Here is a 13238-nt window from a genome sequence, read left to right as displayed (position 1 = left end):
TGCTGGAAGTCCGTCTTTACGCTTTCACGAACCTGACTGGCTTTTTCTTCGGCGCTGGCCAGATCTTTTTCATATCCTGATCGAGAACTGTTTTCTCGTCTTTTGTTGTTTCGGCTGTTTCGGGATGCATCGTGCTTTTTCTTCGTTCATAGTAAACCTCCCATTTCGACCATCTATACTCGTTCCCTTTTCCGCTTCTTCTATCCGATCCTTTTCCGCGCCGCTCAACGCTTCGTTTGGCTTTCTTACGAAATCCAGAACAAAGGAAGAACGTGAAAAAGAAGAGGCAAATCGGAAAAAGCGGCGAATCGATCCGCGGGAACCGTTCCCTGTATGGATCGGTTTATAGATCGTCTTTCTCTGTTTCCATTATCTTGCAGCATGCGTTTTTCAAGAATTGCGTTGCCTGAACAAAAAAATGGTAAGAAGCGAGAAAGCGGGCGGACAAACAAATACGCGTTTCGTTCTTTTCAATCCGTATGGATTTAAAAGAGAAAACGAAAAGCCTAAGTTCGTTCGAAAACTCAGGCTTGAATCGTTTTGTGCGTGTGTGGTATTGCAGCCGGGCAGTCGTTTACGTACGCTGGGTTTTGGGCGACCGACTAGAGATCGATTTCCTTTTCCAGAGACCGTGCAGATTGCAGTATTCGTAGACAGCTGCTTTGCCGCTCTGTCCTTTGACATCGAATACAGCGACTGGTTCCTGACCAGGAAACAGAGTCTGCTTTTCTACGGATCCATCCGGATATTCCATCCAGATGTTGGTGATCCAGTGCGCCGGAAGCATCGGGTGCTTGGTCGAGCCGACCTGTACGGAGACTTTGCCGTCTTCTACTTTTACATCCGGTACGTGTTTTTCGAGCGCAGCATCGGTAGAACCGGCTTCGAGAAGCACTGCTGGTTCGCCGTTAATGGTAATATCAAGTTCCTTGTCCACGGGCAGTACAACTTCAACTACATCGCCCTGAGCACTTTTGTAGAGTTTCATAAGAAATTCCTCCTTGTCTCTACTAGTCTACCATTGACCGTTTTGCGGCCTCCCGATTACGACCGTAAACTGACATTCGTTCGGAAGAAAAAGTATAAAAACATAGAAAACTTCACAGAAAAGATGACTTTGCCTTTTTGCGCTTTGAAAGTGGATAATTCCGTCTTCCACGCAGGCCTCGACCCGCATTTTCCGATGCCCTGGCAGCCGTTCAAACCCCTTCCCTTTGCGTAAAACAGGCAAACGTTCATCATTTCCTCATTTGTGGCCGCTTCGGGATAAGATGAAGAAAACAACAGAAAGGTTTTAATCATGTCCATTCAAATTCATGTTCTCCCTGATGGAAATCTTCAGGCGCTGACGGATCTGCCGATCACGCTGGAAGAATTCAATACATTTTTGGCGATTTCCAAAGAAAAGAAAAAACATACGGAAATTCTGAAAAACGGTCAGGTCATCACCAACCCGGCTGAAGAAATTTCCCCAAAAGATAAAGTCACCGTTCGCATCGACCAAACGTTCGATATTTCAGAAACGACACCGCTGTCCTTTGCGGGCGTTCCGATCGTTTACGAAGACGATTTCTGCCTGGTAGCCAACAAGAAGCCGTTTTTACTCGTGCATGGTGACGGCAATACCGAAGATACGCTGACCTCCCGCGTCAACGGCTATCTCGTTTCCAACGGCGCCCGCTTTGCGGCGCAGCCGGTCAACCGCATCGACCAGGAAGCCAGCGGCCTCGTTCTTTTTCCAAGCATCCGCTTGTCAAGGCGTTCCTCGATGAGCAGTTCGAAAACGGCACCGCCAAAAGGAATATCTCGCCGTTGTAGACGGCCGTGTGGATCATCGGGAAATCGACATCAACAACCCGATTGCCCGCAACCGTCACGAAGCCGAAAAGATGATGGTCTTCTCCAAAGGCAAACCTGCCCATACCCACATCACCCGTCTGAAACTGTTTGAAGACAAATCGCTCGTCTGTGCCGACATTTCCACCGGACGCAAGCACCAGATCCGCGTTCATCTGGCCAACATCGGCTATCCGATCATGAACGATCCGCTGTACGGTCTTGTCCGCAACAAAAAGGCCTGATGCTTCAGGCCTATCGTCTGCGCTTTCTGCAGCCGTACACGCGCAAGCCGATCGAAGTCGAACTCGACATGGATACCCGCTTCAAATGGTTTGATCCGGCCCTTGCCCGCAAAAGCGATAACTAATGCGGCATTTGATCTTTCGTTAACCATTTTGATCCATTTTGCTAAAACGCTGAGCTGCCAAAATCCGGCAGCTTTTTCATGTCCTGCAGCAAGATCTGGACCAGCAGGTTTCCTTTTCCTCCGGTTCAATTCGTCCGTTTTGATTCGTTCGTTTAAAGCAAATCGTGTTTGGCGGGATCGAGCAGTTCAAAATGATTTTTTCAAACGCGATCAGTCCCTCTTTTTCATGCGGCCAAGTTCCTTAGAGAGGGCGCTCCGTTCTACATTCAGATAATCGGCGAGCTGCTGTCGATCAAACGGGATTTCGAAAACGCGGCTTCCCTTTTTGAGCGCCGCAAAACGCAGATACGCAAGTACGCGGGAGCGGATCGTTCTGGAAGATGTGAAAAAGCTGCGTCTGGATAAAGCCAGATTTTTCTGCGCACCCAGCAGCGTCAGATTGTACAGAACTTTCGTCTCCCACTCCCGCATCGGCAGGAGCCGGGTTTCAGATTTTGCAAATCCAGAAGCAGAATGCGGGTCGGTTCATTGGCTGCAACCTCCACCAGTGTCGGCTCATTGCCAAGAAGAGCGTATGCCTCCGCAAAATACTGACCAGGGACGATAAGGTTTAAAATCGTCCGGTTTCCCATTTCATCCAGGCTTTCAATGCGAACGCTTCCCGACAGAACCAGACCCATTTCATGCGTTGAGCGGCCCACATGCAAAATCGTCTCTCCCTTGTCAAAATGGCGTTCTCTGGCGTGCAGCGCATGAAGCGACTGACCCAATTCATCCTCATCCATTCCTTTAAATAAAGCGGTTTTCAGCAGCTGTTTTTCGTCCATGAAAATTCTCCCTAAAATTTGTCGATGTGGTTTTAACCACATACTTATCGTCTGCATTTGAATACAGTAAAAACGAACACAGAAGCAAACAAACTGCCCGCTTGCCGCGCCTTTTAAAGGCGCGCCTTCTTTGTCCGCCCGTTCTGGGCCGGTCCGGGCAGTCTATGGAGGAAATACATATATGAAAGAGAAAATGTTCTGTTATCAGTGTCAGGAAACCGCAGGCAATACGGGATGCACCATCGCAGGGGTCTGCGGAAAAAGCCGGAAGTCGCGGCCATGCAGGATCTGCTCGTCTACGTAACCAAAGGCCTTTCGAGCATTACAACGAAAATGCGTGCTGAAGGTCTGCCGGTTTCGCAGGCGGTCAATCATCAGATTTCCAGAAATCTGTTTACAACGATTACCAACGCCAATTTTGATCGCGATTTCATCCGTCTCATGGTAGAAGACACGCTGGAAATGAAGGAAAACCTGCTCGGACAGCTTGGCAGTACGGACGGTCTGCCCGAAGCTGCCTTCTGGAACGGACCGAAAGAAGACTTTGAATCGAAAGCCGCTGAAGTCGGCGTGCTTTCGACCAAAGATGAAGATATCCGTTCTTTACGCGAGCTCATCACGTATGGACTGAAGGGCCTTTCCGCCTACTCCAAGCACGCCAACGCGCTTTTGCACGATAACGAAGCCGTTGACGCGTTTCTCCAGAACGCTTTAAGCAAAACGCTCGACGATTCGCTGAGCGTCGACGACCTCGTCGCCCTGGCTCTGGAAACCGGAAAATACGGCGTAGACGGCATGGCCCTTCTCGACAAAGCCAATACCGACGCGTACGGCCATCCGGAAATGACCGAAGTGGAAATCGGTGTCCGCCAAAACCCGGGAATTCTTGTTTCCGGACACGATCTGCGCGATCTGGAAATGCTTCTGGAACAGACGCAGGGTACAGGCGTAGACGTCTATACCCATTCCGAAATGCTTCCCGCTCACTACTATCCGTCGTTCAAGAAGTATCCCCATTTTGCGGGCAACTACGGAAACGCCTGGTGGAAGCAGCGCGAAGAGTTTGAAAAATTCAACGGTCCGATTTTAATGACGACAAACTGCATCGTTCCGCCGGCCGAAAGCTATAAAGACCGTCTCTGGACAACCGGAACGACCGGATATCCAGGCTGCCGCCATATCGATAGTGCCTATGGAGAAATCAAGGACTTTTCCGCTCTGATTGAACAGGCGAAAACGTGCCCGGCACCAGAGGAAATCGAAACCGGAACAATCGTCGGCGGCTTTGCGCATGAGCAGGTGTTCGCACTCGCCGATCAGATCGTCGAAGCCGTAAAGAACGGCGCCATCCGGAAGTTTGTCGTTATGGCCGGCTGCGACGGCCGTCAGAGAAGCCGCGACTATTACACCGAATTTGCGAAAAAGCTTCCAGAAGACGCGGTGATCCTGACCGCAGGCTGTGCCAAATACAAATACAACAAGCTCAATCTCGGCGCTATTCAGGGTATTCCAAGAGTTCTGGATGCCGGTCAGTGCAACGACTCGTATTCGCTCGCGCTGATTGCTCTGAAACTGAAAGACGTCTTTGGACTCGACGATATCAACGACCTTCCAATCGTCTACAACATCGCCTGGTACGAACAGAAAGCCGTCATTGTTCTGCTTTCCCTGCTCTATCTGGGCATTAAGAACATCCATCTCGGTCCAACGCTTCCGGCATTCCTGTCCCCAAACGTGGCGAAAGTCCTGATTGAAAACTTCGGCCTTTCCGGAATCCGTACGGTGGACCAGGATCTGAAGCTGTTCTTTGGCGACGAAGCGTAAGCAATCTGTTCGACTGGGCGAATTCCTTCCTTTCCGCTAAAGGATCCTTCCCATCCGCTTTACAGATCGATTGTAAGTGTCAAACAATCGACGGGTATACGCGAGACTGAATATTAGATACGCTAAACGGGATCCCTTTCGAGATCCCGCTTGGCGTATTTTTTATTCTTCATCGTTTTCTTCATACTTCGGATCCGGTCCACGGTATCCAATTCGAAGATATTCAGGTAAATCCTTTGAATACGGCAGAAGTGACTTCAATACATCTACCGCGATTTCATCGTCTTTGAACCATTTGAGTTCATCCAGAACGTACTCCATGTAGCGCTCTGGATTTAAGTCGTTCATTTCAGCCGATCGAAACAAAGTCATAAACGCTGCGACGACTTCCGCACCTTTGATACTCTTCGTAGTCTGGAAGTTTTTGCGATTGATCACGAATGGCTTTACGGCTCTTTCTGCCACATTATTGTCGATCGGATAATCACCGTCTTCCAGGTACCTTCCCAGCGAGTTCGCTCGATCCATGAAGTACTTGGCTGCTCTGTAGGCGGTGCTTCTTTCCTCGAATCCACTCTGAATCTCCATCATGACTCTTGTGAGTCTTTCAAAGCAGGGCTTTGAAAGTTCCTGCCGAACTTCGGTTCTCGCCTCGTGCGAGTAAGAAGCAACGTGGGATTCGATGTGGTAGAGCTTCCCGAACAGAGACAGGGCTGTGAGCAGAATCTGGAGACCCGGACTTGGTTCGGGTCTCTCTGTTTCGTCCAGCTGGGCTGCCGCTTCTGCGGCCTCTTCGTCGTTCTCCAGTGTGGTCTTTTCCCACTTCAGGACGTCTGCCTGATACTGCGCGAAGTCTGACCGGACTTTGATGGCTTCGAAGATCTTTCTTCTCGCATGGGCCATACAGTTGAGCTTTCTGCAGGGGCCATAGTAGTTGGCATATGCATAAAGCCCGTCTGTCATAAGGGCATGACGAAAAGAACCGCCAAGGAGGGAGATTACGAACTCCTGTTTCTTGTAAGGGAAAAACTTATAGACAGCCATCTGGTTCTCTTCATAGATTCCGCTGACGGCGACAACCATAGAAGACTGTTTTCGATCTTTAACCTCCGTGCACTTTAAAACCGTCTCATCCATATGGACGACGTTACAGTTTGGGAGATCCTCAATCATTTGTTTTACGAGGGGCTTCAGATAAAGATCGTAAGTTTTTTCCAGGATGTTGCCCATGGTCTGACGGCTGATCGGCAGTCCCGTGAGACTCAGGTGCTTTTCCTGACGATAGGCCGGGGTTCCCATTACGAACTTATCGTAGGCAATTCCCGCGACCATAGAGGAAGTTGCGACACTCTTGTCGATCAGTGCAGGCTCGTCAGGTTCGGCGGTGCGGATGATGGCTTTCCCGTTTTCATCCGTACACTTGTTTGGGCACGCGACTGTCTCACGCAGCACTTCTTCCAGCCTATAGCGAGCGGGAATCCGATGAATCCTATAGTGACGTTTCATTCCAACAGTTTTCATCTCACAGCCGCAAACTGGGCAAATGCGCTTTTCCCCTTCTACACTGAAGGTAGTGGTTTCTTTGACCGCTTCCTGCTTTCTGCACTTGGTGGAAGGTTTTTCTTGCTTCCTTCAACAGAACTGAGCTTTAAATCTTCAGCTTCTTTACGATAGCGGTCTCCCTCTTCCTGATATTTCGCAGCCCGGTTAAAACAATCATCGGCTTTCAGATCAAGCTGAGCCAGCTGTTTATTCAGAATATTGATATCTGGGCCGCCGTCCTCGTTTTCAGAGTAATCCAGTTTCAAGGGAACCATCTTTTCCGTAGAAGGACCAAAGCGGCCGCTTTTCACGGCTTTATTGATTTCTTTAGCGAAATAGAGATCCAGGTACATATCCTCAATAAATTTGTCTTTCTCTTCTTCCGTCATGGTGCTGATCTGATGATGAAGATCTTCGAGGAGCTCGTTGCGGATTGTCTGGTAAGGGCTCGGCACATCATGTATTAATTTTAACATATTTAGAGCGATAGATAAAGTAAATGGGATGATTTATCTTGATATTCCTTCAAGAAAATCATCCTTTTAAATTGGTTTAAACACAATGTCATTAAGTTAAGATTTCTCAGACCACATCAGCGTTAAGCAGTGATGTGGTCTTTTTCTACTCTTCAAGTCAAATCTCGAATGATTCGAGTTTTTTCACTTTTTCTAAAAATCTATTGACAAATTTCTGCTGCCGCGCGGCTGCTTCGCAGCCGATGGGGAGAACTTAAAGGAGTTTTCCCTATGACTGCTATCGCCAAAGAATGTTCTTTCTTCAGAAACACCTTCCTCAATATCATCAGCTCAGAAACGGCGAACCCTGCCAATTTTACTTCTCAGTCCGCCTTCACCCGTAAGCGGCAGATTGACCTGCATGAGCTTGTCCTCCTTCCGTTTCAGCTGACAGAGGAATCCTCGCTGCTTCCTTTCCCTGGATCCTGTTTAAGGGCGGATCATCTGTTTCAGCCTCTGCTGTGTCTCAGGCCCGTTCCAAAATCAACTCTTCACTTTATAAAAACGTCTTCAATCGGTTTAACAAGGCAACTTCCAGCTCTGATGTTAAAACCTTCAAGGGTTATCGCCTCCTCGCTGTAGATGGAAGCGAGATTCAAGTTCTTCCTGAACAGGACAATGACATCACCTATGGCGCTTCTAAAAAGGCAAGAAGAGGCACTTTGTTCATTTGAATGCCGAATTCGACGCCCTCAACTCCGTCTTTACTGACGCGCTGCTTCAACCCGGCTCTGAGAAGAATGAAGATTCAGCTCTTCTTGAACTCGCTCAGCGTTCTTCATTTCAGAAAGCCATCTTCATCGCTGATCGGGGATACGAAGCTCTTATGTCTTTCTATCGCCTGCAGAAGGAACATGTCCCTTTTGTCATACGTATCAAAGACGAGACATCATCTACAAGCATTCTCAAGTACTATAAGACTCCCGAGTCAGAAGAGTATGACATTCCTTTCAATGTGATTCTGACCAGTAAAAACAACAGGCATGTCAAAGACCATTGGGATGTCTATAAGTACATCTCTTCGTACAGGAAGCAGCCTGAATTTGACGGTCAAACGACTGAACTCCCTTTAAATATCAGGGTTGTGAGGTTCAAAGCTGCCTGCGAAGGGAATGAATCATTCATTACCGTCTGCACCAATCTGTCGGAAGCTGAGTTTGGGACCGAGGACATCAAGCAGATCTACCGTCTGCGCTGGCAGGTTGAAGTCGGCTTCAGGGGACTGAAACGAAACACCGATCTTGAATGGACTCATTCAAGGAAGCTTGATCTGGTCCAGGCAGAGATCTATGCCAAAATGACTCTCTACAATCTTTGTTCCCGTTTGCGCAACAAGGTAGAAAGATCTCGTCAGCACCAGAAGCGCATCGCTCAGGCCAAAAGCACAAGCAGAAGGCAGATTTCGGATTCATCATCAAAACGATTCAACAGTGGCTGTTCAAAAAGCCAGAATCAGCTTGAGTACACTGGAAGATCTTCTTCTGGCCAGGATATCTCCGATCAGAGAAGGAAGAGCTGATACCAGAAAGAAGAAGTGACAGATTTGAAAACCGAAAAGTCATCAGGATGATTTTTTCAACAGGTAGAAAATCATCCTTTTCGTCATGCCTGAGACGCAAAATATAAGAAATAACAACGCTCATGAACAGGGTATACGATTTTTATCCCTCCTTAACTTAATGACATTGGGTTTAAACATACTTATAAGTTCGTGGCAGAAATGCCGGCTGGGGAACAATCGACAGACCGGAAAGCAGAGAAGCCAGCTGCGAACAGTCAATTCGCATGAAGTCGGACTGGTCAGTGCTGACAGGCCACTGAAGGGAAGATCTGGAGAGTCGCTTATAAACAAGCCAGAATCCATTTCCGTCACGAAGGATACCTTTGATCTTGTTCTTCTGTCGATTAACGAAGAGAAAGAGGGATCCATCCAGCGGATCCAGAGCGAGAGGTCCTTGAACCAGGGAGACGTAACCGTCAATTCCTTTGCGAAGGTCAGCAGGCATCTGAGCCAGATAGATGTTTTTAACTTTGGAGAAATCGATACCGAGATCGATTGCAGGGATGATTGATTCCATGAAAAAGCCTCCTTGAATAAAGGAATTATCCCAAGGAGGCGGTCGAGAAAATACCCGTCTTTTATTTGACGCTTACGATCGATTTCATCCCCTGCCTGATTTCCTGAATTCTTTTTCTGCCTGGTAAACGAACAGCCCAAAGAGCCGGTTTTTCCGGTTTTCTTCGGGCTGTTTTTGTATGGGAATGGGGAAAATGCGCATTTCAAAATCGGAAAAGCTGCTAGACGTTTTCCGGTTCGGTTTCTTTTTCGCCGGACATCACCCGCACATAGGCATCGGGATCCTGGGCGTTCAAAACGGCCGGTTCAGAAGACGGACTCGCCAAAGAAGCTGGATCGGTATTTGTCTTCTGATCTTTGGAATTCTCTGTTTTCGAGGATTCGTCTTCTGTCTGGGTTTGCGGCGTTCTGGACAGTTCTTCTTCGAGTTCGTCGTTGCCTTCATGAATGGCGCGTACGTGATGCAGCGATTCCACGAGTGCATCGAGGCAGTACCAGATCCAGGCCAGCGTATAGCTCAGCGGAATCTGCTCTTTAATGGCTTCGACTTTGGATGGAAAGTGCCCGCTCTTTTTCAGATAGCGATGGAGCACAACCATGATTTCTTCCCGTTTCATTTTCGAGAAAAATTCAACGATCCGAAATTCATCGCCGTCGTAGGACGACTTGATCGCATCCAGCTGCGTGACGATCTGATCAAGATAGTCGCCGTAGTCGTACAGCGCGACGGGATCGATTTTGGCCAGCAGTGCGAGCGCCTCGACCAGCCGGCCAAATTCATAGCCAGGATCCGCTGCAGCAGACGAGCGGCCAGGCGTATAGCCGAGCGCGCTTTTCAAAATGTGGAAATCCAGATCCGGGATTTTCGGGAAAACGATATGCATCTGCGTCGTCTGGCGAATGAGATAGTTTTCCACGATCTCAATCAGGGGCAGATCCCGGTTTTCAAACGTATACACATAGCCGCAGAGCGACCCGAGCTGCTTGCGCGTTTCGAGATAGCCCTGGTTGTACATGCGCATCGCATGACCGGTAGAAAAATCCAGCGCGTTTCCCGGATTAATCAGCGGTTCGAGATAAAACATGTCTTCCGTTAAGGAAGGCGGCAGCGGTTCGCCCGGATCGTGCAGGTCGACGACGACCGTCCAGTCCAGGCTGGGATCGAGGGCATTGAGCAGATCGATCGGCACGTTATCCGCGTACATGCCATCCATATACTCTTCTCCGTTGATCGTCACTTTCGGAAACGCGGGATAGCACGCCGAGGAAGCCATTACGACTTCTTCCGCGTTTTCCGCAGTAATTTCGCCTTTAAAAAGGCGCGGGCTTCCTTTTTCGTATCGTTATACGCCATGCATCCGTAGCGTACGGGCGATTCTTTGAACGTTTCGTAATCGAACATCATCCGAAAATGTTCGCGCAGCGGTGTGATGTCCATTTTGGAATCGAAGTACTTGATAATGAAATTCAGAACTGTCCGGCTTCCGAGCACTTTTTCCTTCAGTGTCACCGGCAGAACCGGCAGATCTGCCGCAATTTCCTGGGGCTGCATGTTCATGACAAAGTCTGTAACCGTCTCGATGCGGTTTCCCGGATAAAAATGCCGACCAGCGCGCCGATCGACGTCCCGCTCAGCGCGTCAAAGGTGATGCCGGCTTCGTTAAACGCCTGCCAGACGCCGACGTGATAGCACCCTTTCGAACCGCCGCCTCCAAGGACGAGTCCATATTTTTCATTCGGCTTCTTATCGGCCGGACGCAGGTTCTGATGTCGTTCTCTGTTCATAAGCTGCCTCCATGAAAAACCAGACCAGGGCAAGCGCGACCTGGCCGGGCAGAATTCGATTGTACGGGGTCGTTTTCAGCATCGAATCGACGCCAGTGCGCGCAATCCGCTCTTTCATCAGTACGATCAGCCGCATTTTCGAATGAATGTCGTCTTCATTCTGGATTGTCGTGCGAATCGGATGGGCTTCAATCTCGCCCAGACGCGTAAAAAGCAAAGAAAGAAAATCCGCAAATGAATACACGCGATACGGATCGAGACCGGCCAGATACGCCAGAATTTCGAGCAGTTCCACAAAGCTTTCCTGTTCGAGCAGAGCCTTCGACAAGTCGCTTGGCGAATACTTCACGGCCCAGCGGCTGAGTCCTGCAATTTCTCTGGCCTCCATGGAAATACGATGAATCGAAAGAGAAAGCCCAGATAGCCTTCGTAAAAATCGATGGCTTCCTGACTGCTTCGATCAAAGGTAAAGAGATGACCGGCATACAGGCCGAGCAGTTTTCCCATTTCCAGCTCGCCCGCAGCCAGATTTTTCATGCACGCAGCGCGGAGAAATCGAGAAAGTTTTCCAGCGGCAAAATCGGCTTCATCAAAAGAGATCGACCGATGGAGAAACCGGAAGCACGAGGCCTGGCCCTTCGACATCGACGCCAAGTACCTTTTTCGCGCCCATCTTCACGGCCAGATCTACCGGCACGTTGTCCCAATAGCCGCCGTCAATGTACTCCTGATCGTTCATCTTCATGACCGGAAATGCCGGGTAACACGATGCGGAAGCCAGAATGATGTTCTGCGCGTTTTCTTCGTTCATCTCGTTTTTGAAATAGGCTTCCGGCCTTTTCGTGCTCAGATTAAACGTCATGCACGCAAAGTTGGTCGGCGATGCCCTGAACGCTTTATAGTCAAACATCGCATCCAGCGATTCCTTGAGCGGCGAGATGTTCATCCCCGTTCTCGAAAAGATGTAGCGGGAGAGAAAGTCTTCAATTTTCTTTCGATCCTGAATCCATTTGCCAAGATTTTCGGGAAAGTAAACCATATCCTTGGCAATCGCCTGCGGATGCATCGTCTGTACAAATTCGATCATCTGTGGCAGGGCACCCTGCACATACATGGCGCCGACCAGCGCGCCGATCGACGTGCCGCTCACCGCATCAAAGCGAAGCCCGGCTTCATTCAGAGCTTTCCAGAGACCGATTTCGTAGCAGCCTCTCGCCCCTCCGCCGCCTAAGGCAAGCCCATTTGGGACGGCGTTCAGGTTTTCAAACCAGCTGTTCATTCGGATCCCCTCCTTTGACAAAATAAAAATGCATTCCTGTTCAGAAATATGCATTGAGTGTACCAAAACCGGCAGGAAAGCAAACCTTTCAAAACTGGAATTCTGTTCGTTTTCTCAGGAGCCTCCGGTGCACGATCCGCGAACAGAAAAATCATAAGCAGCCCGCAAGTTTCTCATACAGAGTCATACCGTGCGCAAAGGCGATCACAAATCCGATCATCAGCGCGCTTCCAAAAGGAATATCCTCATTTGAGAAGCCAAGTAAAACGAAGCCTGTAAGAAGACTGATGGCCATGCACACCTGCATGCGTTCAAAGCCAAGCCCAAACGCCAGGCCGAAAAGCAAAAGCACATCCGCAAGCCCCAGTTTCTTCTGTCTCCATAAAACCAGACCGCCAATGCCATACACAAAGCCCAGACCATCCAAAAGCGAAAAGCCCCGCAATCCCGGGTGCGTGAGTCCGACACTCCAGAAAAGAAGAAGTCCAAACGGTAACAGCCAGTACGCGCTGAAATAGCGCGTATACAAATCTTCCATCCACGCCATGCCGCCAAAAAGACCGAGAACGCAAAAAGAGCAGTTCCTCTGACCAGGCCAGTTCGAGCAGAACGTACGGATAATACAGCACCCAGAAGATAAGTCCAGCAGCGGATCGACCATAGTGGCGCCAAATAAAAACAGAAAGCAGCCCGTGCAGACGAGCGCAGAAATGAGCAGTCGTGTCATATCTGGACGGTAACAGAAACTTGTGACTTTCCAAACCGGCTCTAGTTTCGCTCCGTACGCTGGATCTGCACGCTTTCTGTTCTGTATTTAATCTTTATAAAATCGCCAGTTTGGCGGTCTGCTTTCGGCTTTCGCTTCAGACTTCCCGCTCGAATTCCCTTCTAAAAATCCGCAGAAAGCGTTTTTAAGGACAGTCTTTCGCTTTTGGGAATTTCGATGACAGCCGGCTTTTCAAAAGGCGTGTTTTCCAGCGAAATTTTCCACGCCTGCAGCCGGTAATCGCCTTTTCCTTTTTATCGCCGTACTTCACATCCCGGGCCAGCGGGGTATGGAAATGGGCGAGCGTGGCGCGGATCTGATGAAAGCGCCCGGTATGCAGATCGATCTGCGAAAGGCACAGATGCCGTACTGGATCTTCCTCAATCGTGTGCACATCCATAATGGCGCTGTCATAGC

The 13238-nt window shown here is 49.2% G+C and carries 19 protein-coding genes and 1 pseudogene; 5 read left to right on the top strand and 15 right to left on the bottom strand.

Translation table 11 applies throughout. The features are described from left to right. Positions 1 to 574: 574 nt before the first annotated feature. Positions 575 to 988 carry a desulfoferrodoxin family protein gene (locus tag KWG61_RS07640; RefSeq protein ID WP_242745467.1) on the bottom strand — a complete coding sequence of 138 codons (414 nt, stop codon included), beginning with the start codon at positions 986 to 988 and terminating at the stop codon, positions 575 to 577. A gap of 306 nt (positions 989 to 1294) precedes the next feature. Next, positions 1295 to 1504, bottom strand: coding sequence for a hypothetical protein (locus KWG61_RS07635; RefSeq protein ID WP_242745466.1), 210 nt, complete (start codon positions 1502 to 1504; stop codon positions 1295 to 1297). Between the two features lie 286 nt (positions 1505 to 1790). Here KWG61_RS07635 and KWG61_RS07630 point away from each other — a divergent pair. Both KWG61_RS07630 and KWG61_RS16175 read left to right on the top strand, forming a co-directional pair. Further along, positions 1791 to 2081: pseudogene (locus tag KWG61_RS07630) on the top strand (pseudouridine synthase); the annotation flags it as partial. Continuing rightward, positions 2081 to 2206: a hypothetical protein gene (locus tag KWG61_RS16175; protein WP_256460816.1), complete on the top strand. Its 126-nt coding sequence runs from the start codon at positions 2081 to 2083 to the stop codon at positions 2204 to 2206. The pseudogene KWG61_RS07630 and the gene KWG61_RS16175, both read left to right, overlap by 1 nt. A 210-nt stretch (positions 2207 to 2416) precedes the next feature. Here KWG61_RS16175 and KWG61_RS07625 read toward each other — a convergent pair whose 3' ends face one another. Both KWG61_RS07625 and KWG61_RS07620 read right to left on the bottom strand, forming a co-directional pair. Next, positions 2417 to 2677 carry a helix-turn-helix domain-containing protein gene (locus KWG61_RS07625; protein ID WP_242745462.1) on the bottom strand — a complete coding sequence of 87 codons (261 nt, stop codon included), beginning with the start codon at positions 2675 to 2677 and terminating at the stop codon, positions 2417 to 2419. Beyond that, positions 2641 to 3033 carry a Crp/Fnr family transcriptional regulator gene (locus tag KWG61_RS07620; RefSeq protein ID WP_242745460.1) on the bottom strand — a complete coding sequence of 131 codons (393 nt, stop codon included), beginning with the start codon at positions 3031 to 3033 and terminating at the stop codon, positions 2641 to 2643. Before KWG61_RS07620 ends, KWG61_RS07625 begins: the two co-directional genes overlap by 37 nt. A 234-nt stretch (positions 3034 to 3267) precedes the next feature. On the opposite strand from KWG61_RS07620, the gene hcp reads away from it, so the two are divergent. After that, entirely contained in the window at positions 3268 to 4857 is a 1590-nt protein-coding gene (gene hcp / locus KWG61_RS07615) for a hydroxylamine reductase (RefSeq protein WP_242745458.1), read from the top strand. 162 nt (positions 4858 to 5019) lie between these two features. Here hcp and KWG61_RS07610 read toward each other — a convergent pair whose 3' ends face one another. Both KWG61_RS07610 and KWG61_RS07605 read right to left on the bottom strand, forming a co-directional pair. Then, a complete protein-coding gene (locus KWG61_RS07610) occupies positions 5020 to 6378 on the bottom strand; it encodes a transposase (protein WP_242745456.1) in 1359 nt (452 codons plus the stop codon). A 38-nt stretch (positions 6379 to 6416) separates the two neighbouring features. Continuing rightward, the gene (locus KWG61_RS07605) at positions 6417 to 6875 is read right to left on the bottom strand and encodes a hypothetical protein (RefSeq protein ID WP_242743383.1); all 459 of its coding nucleotides are present in this window, start codon (positions 6873 to 6875) and stop codon (positions 6417 to 6419) included. 500 nt (positions 6876 to 7375) lie between these two features. Here KWG61_RS07605 and KWG61_RS07600 point away from each other — a divergent pair, with 500 nt between their 5' ends. After that, positions 7376 to 7588: a hypothetical protein gene (locus KWG61_RS07600; protein WP_242744878.1), complete on the top strand. Its 213-nt coding sequence runs from the start codon at positions 7376 to 7378 to the stop codon at positions 7586 to 7588. Further along, positions 7585 to 8433 carry a transposase gene (locus KWG61_RS07595; RefSeq protein WP_242744289.1) on the top strand — a complete coding sequence of 283 codons (849 nt, stop codon included), beginning with the start codon at positions 7585 to 7587 and terminating at the stop codon, positions 8431 to 8433. Before KWG61_RS07600 ends, KWG61_RS07595 begins: the two co-directional genes overlap by 4 nt. Before the next feature lie 172 nt (positions 8434 to 8605). Here the strand turns inward: KWG61_RS07595 and tnpB are convergent, their stop codons facing one another. The 9 genes from tnpB to KWG61_RS07550 all read right to left on the bottom strand — a co-directional run bounded on the left by tnpB (position 8606) and on the right by KWG61_RS07550 (position 13221). Then, positions 8606 to 8992 carry an IS66 family insertion sequence element accessory protein TnpB gene (gene tnpB, locus KWG61_RS07590; protein ID WP_230268547.1) on the bottom strand — a complete coding sequence of 129 codons (387 nt, stop codon included), beginning with the start codon at positions 8990 to 8992 and terminating at the stop codon, positions 8606 to 8608. 220 nt (positions 8993 to 9212) lie between these two features. Next, positions 9213 to 10265 carry a hypothetical protein gene (locus tag KWG61_RS07585; RefSeq protein ID WP_242745455.1) on the bottom strand — a complete coding sequence of 351 codons (1053 nt, stop codon included), beginning with the start codon at positions 10263 to 10265 and terminating at the stop codon, positions 9213 to 9215. Further along, positions 10265 to 10549, bottom strand: coding sequence for a hypothetical protein (locus KWG61_RS07580; RefSeq protein WP_242745454.1), 285 nt, complete (start codon positions 10547 to 10549; stop codon positions 10265 to 10267). The genes KWG61_RS07585 and KWG61_RS07580 overlap by 1 nt, the downstream gene beginning before the upstream one ends. Then, positions 10546 to 10776 (bottom strand): patatin-like phospholipase family protein, encoded by a 231-nt coding sequence (locus KWG61_RS07575; protein WP_242745453.1) that lies wholly within the window; start codon positions 10774 to 10776, stop codon positions 10546 to 10548. The genes KWG61_RS07580 and KWG61_RS07575 overlap by 4 nt, the downstream gene beginning before the upstream one ends. Beyond that, entirely contained in the window at positions 10736 to 11125 is a 390-nt protein-coding gene (locus tag KWG61_RS07570) for a hypothetical protein (protein ID WP_242745452.1), read from the bottom strand. The genes KWG61_RS07575 and KWG61_RS07570 overlap by 41 nt, the downstream gene beginning before the upstream one ends. Then, the gene (locus KWG61_RS07565) at positions 11122 to 11313 is read right to left on the bottom strand and encodes a hypothetical protein (RefSeq protein WP_242745451.1); all 192 of its coding nucleotides are present in this window, start codon (positions 11311 to 11313) and stop codon (positions 11122 to 11124) included. The genes KWG61_RS07570 and KWG61_RS07565 overlap by 4 nt, the downstream gene beginning before the upstream one ends. A gap of 52 nt (positions 11314 to 11365) precedes the next feature. Beyond that, complete coding sequence (locus tag KWG61_RS07560; RefSeq protein WP_242745450.1) at positions 11366 to 12055, bottom strand: patatin-like phospholipase family protein; 690 nt, start codon at positions 12053 to 12055, stop codon at positions 11366 to 11368. A 151-nt stretch (positions 12056 to 12206) separates the two neighbouring features. After that, entirely contained in the window at positions 12207 to 12782 is a 576-nt protein-coding gene (locus KWG61_RS07555; protein ID WP_242745449.1) for a hypothetical protein, read from the bottom strand. A 184-nt stretch (positions 12783 to 12966) separates the two neighbouring features. After that, the gene (locus tag KWG61_RS07550) at positions 12967 to 13221 is read right to left on the bottom strand and encodes a hypothetical protein (RefSeq protein WP_242745448.1); all 255 of its coding nucleotides are present in this window, start codon (positions 13219 to 13221) and stop codon (positions 12967 to 12969) included. Positions 13222 to 13238 lie beyond the last annotated feature (17 nt).

Origin of the sequence: Allobaculum sp. Allo2, assembly GCF_022701175.1 — a bacterium.
Classification (GTDB): Bacteria; Bacillota_I; Bacilli_A; order Erysipelotrichales; family Erysipelotrichaceae; genus Allobaculum; species Allobaculum fili.
This window is presented reverse-complemented; position numbering and strand designations above follow the sequence as displayed.

What these genes read in the sequence shown, in the direction of transcription:
- tnpB (WP_230268547.1), bottom strand. Translation starts at nt 8,992, where the DNA reads ATGGAATCAATCATCCCTGCAATCGATCTCGGTATCGATTTCTCCAAA.
- KWG61_RS07625 (WP_242745462.1), bottom strand. Translation starts at nt 2,677, where the DNA reads ATGCGGGAGTGGGAGACGAAAGTTCTGTACAATCTGACGCTGCTGGGT.
- KWG61_RS07610 (WP_242745456.1), bottom strand. Translation starts at nt 6,378, where the DNA reads ATGAAAACTGTTGGAATGAAACGTCACTATAGGATTCATCGGATTCCC.
- KWG61_RS07575 (WP_242745453.1), bottom strand. Translation starts at nt 10,776, where the DNA reads ATGAACAGAGAACGACATCAGAACCTGCGTCCGGCCGATAAGAAGCCG.
- KWG61_RS07585 (WP_242745455.1), bottom strand. Translation starts at nt 10,265, where the DNA reads ATGGCTTCCTCGGCGTGCTATCCCGCGTTTCCGAAAGTGACGATCAAC.
- KWG61_RS07560 (WP_242745450.1), bottom strand. Translation starts at nt 12,055, where the DNA reads ATGAACAGCTGGTTTGAAAACCTGAACGCCGTCCCAAATGGGCTTGCC.
- KWG61_RS07550 (WP_242745448.1), bottom strand. Translation starts at nt 13,221, where the DNA reads ATGGATGTGCACACGATTGAGGAAGATCCAGTACGGCATCTGTGCCTT.
- KWG61_RS16175 (WP_256460816.1), top strand. Translation starts at nt 2,081, where the DNA reads ATGCTTCAGGCCTATCGTCTGCGCTTTCTGCAGCCGTACACGCGCAAG.
- KWG61_RS07565 (WP_242745451.1), bottom strand. Translation starts at nt 11,313, where the DNA reads ATGAAAAATCTGGCTGCGGGCGAGCTGGAAATGGGAAAACTGCTCGGC.
- KWG61_RS07620 (WP_242745460.1), bottom strand. Translation starts at nt 3,033, where the DNA reads ATGGACGAAAAACAGCTGCTGAAAACCGCTTTATTTAAAGGAATGGAT.
- hcp (WP_242745458.1), top strand. Translation starts at nt 3,268, where the DNA reads ATGCACCATCGCAGGGGTCTGCGGAAAAAGCCGGAAGTCGCGGCCATG.
- KWG61_RS07640 (WP_242745467.1), bottom strand. Translation starts at nt 988, where the DNA reads ATGAAACTCTACAAAAGTGCTCAGGGCGATGTAGTTGAAGTTGTACTG.
- KWG61_RS07555 (WP_242745449.1), bottom strand. Translation starts at nt 12,782, where the DNA reads ATGACACGACTGCTCATTTCTGCGCTCGTCTGCACGGGCTGCTTTCTG.
- KWG61_RS07605 (WP_242743383.1), bottom strand. Translation starts at nt 6,875, where the DNA reads ATGTTAAAATTAATACATGATGTGCCGAGCCCTTACCAGACAATCCGC.
- KWG61_RS07580 (WP_242745454.1), bottom strand. Translation starts at nt 10,549, where the DNA reads ATGAACATGCAGCCCCAGGAAATTGCGGCAGATCTGCCGGTTCTGCCG.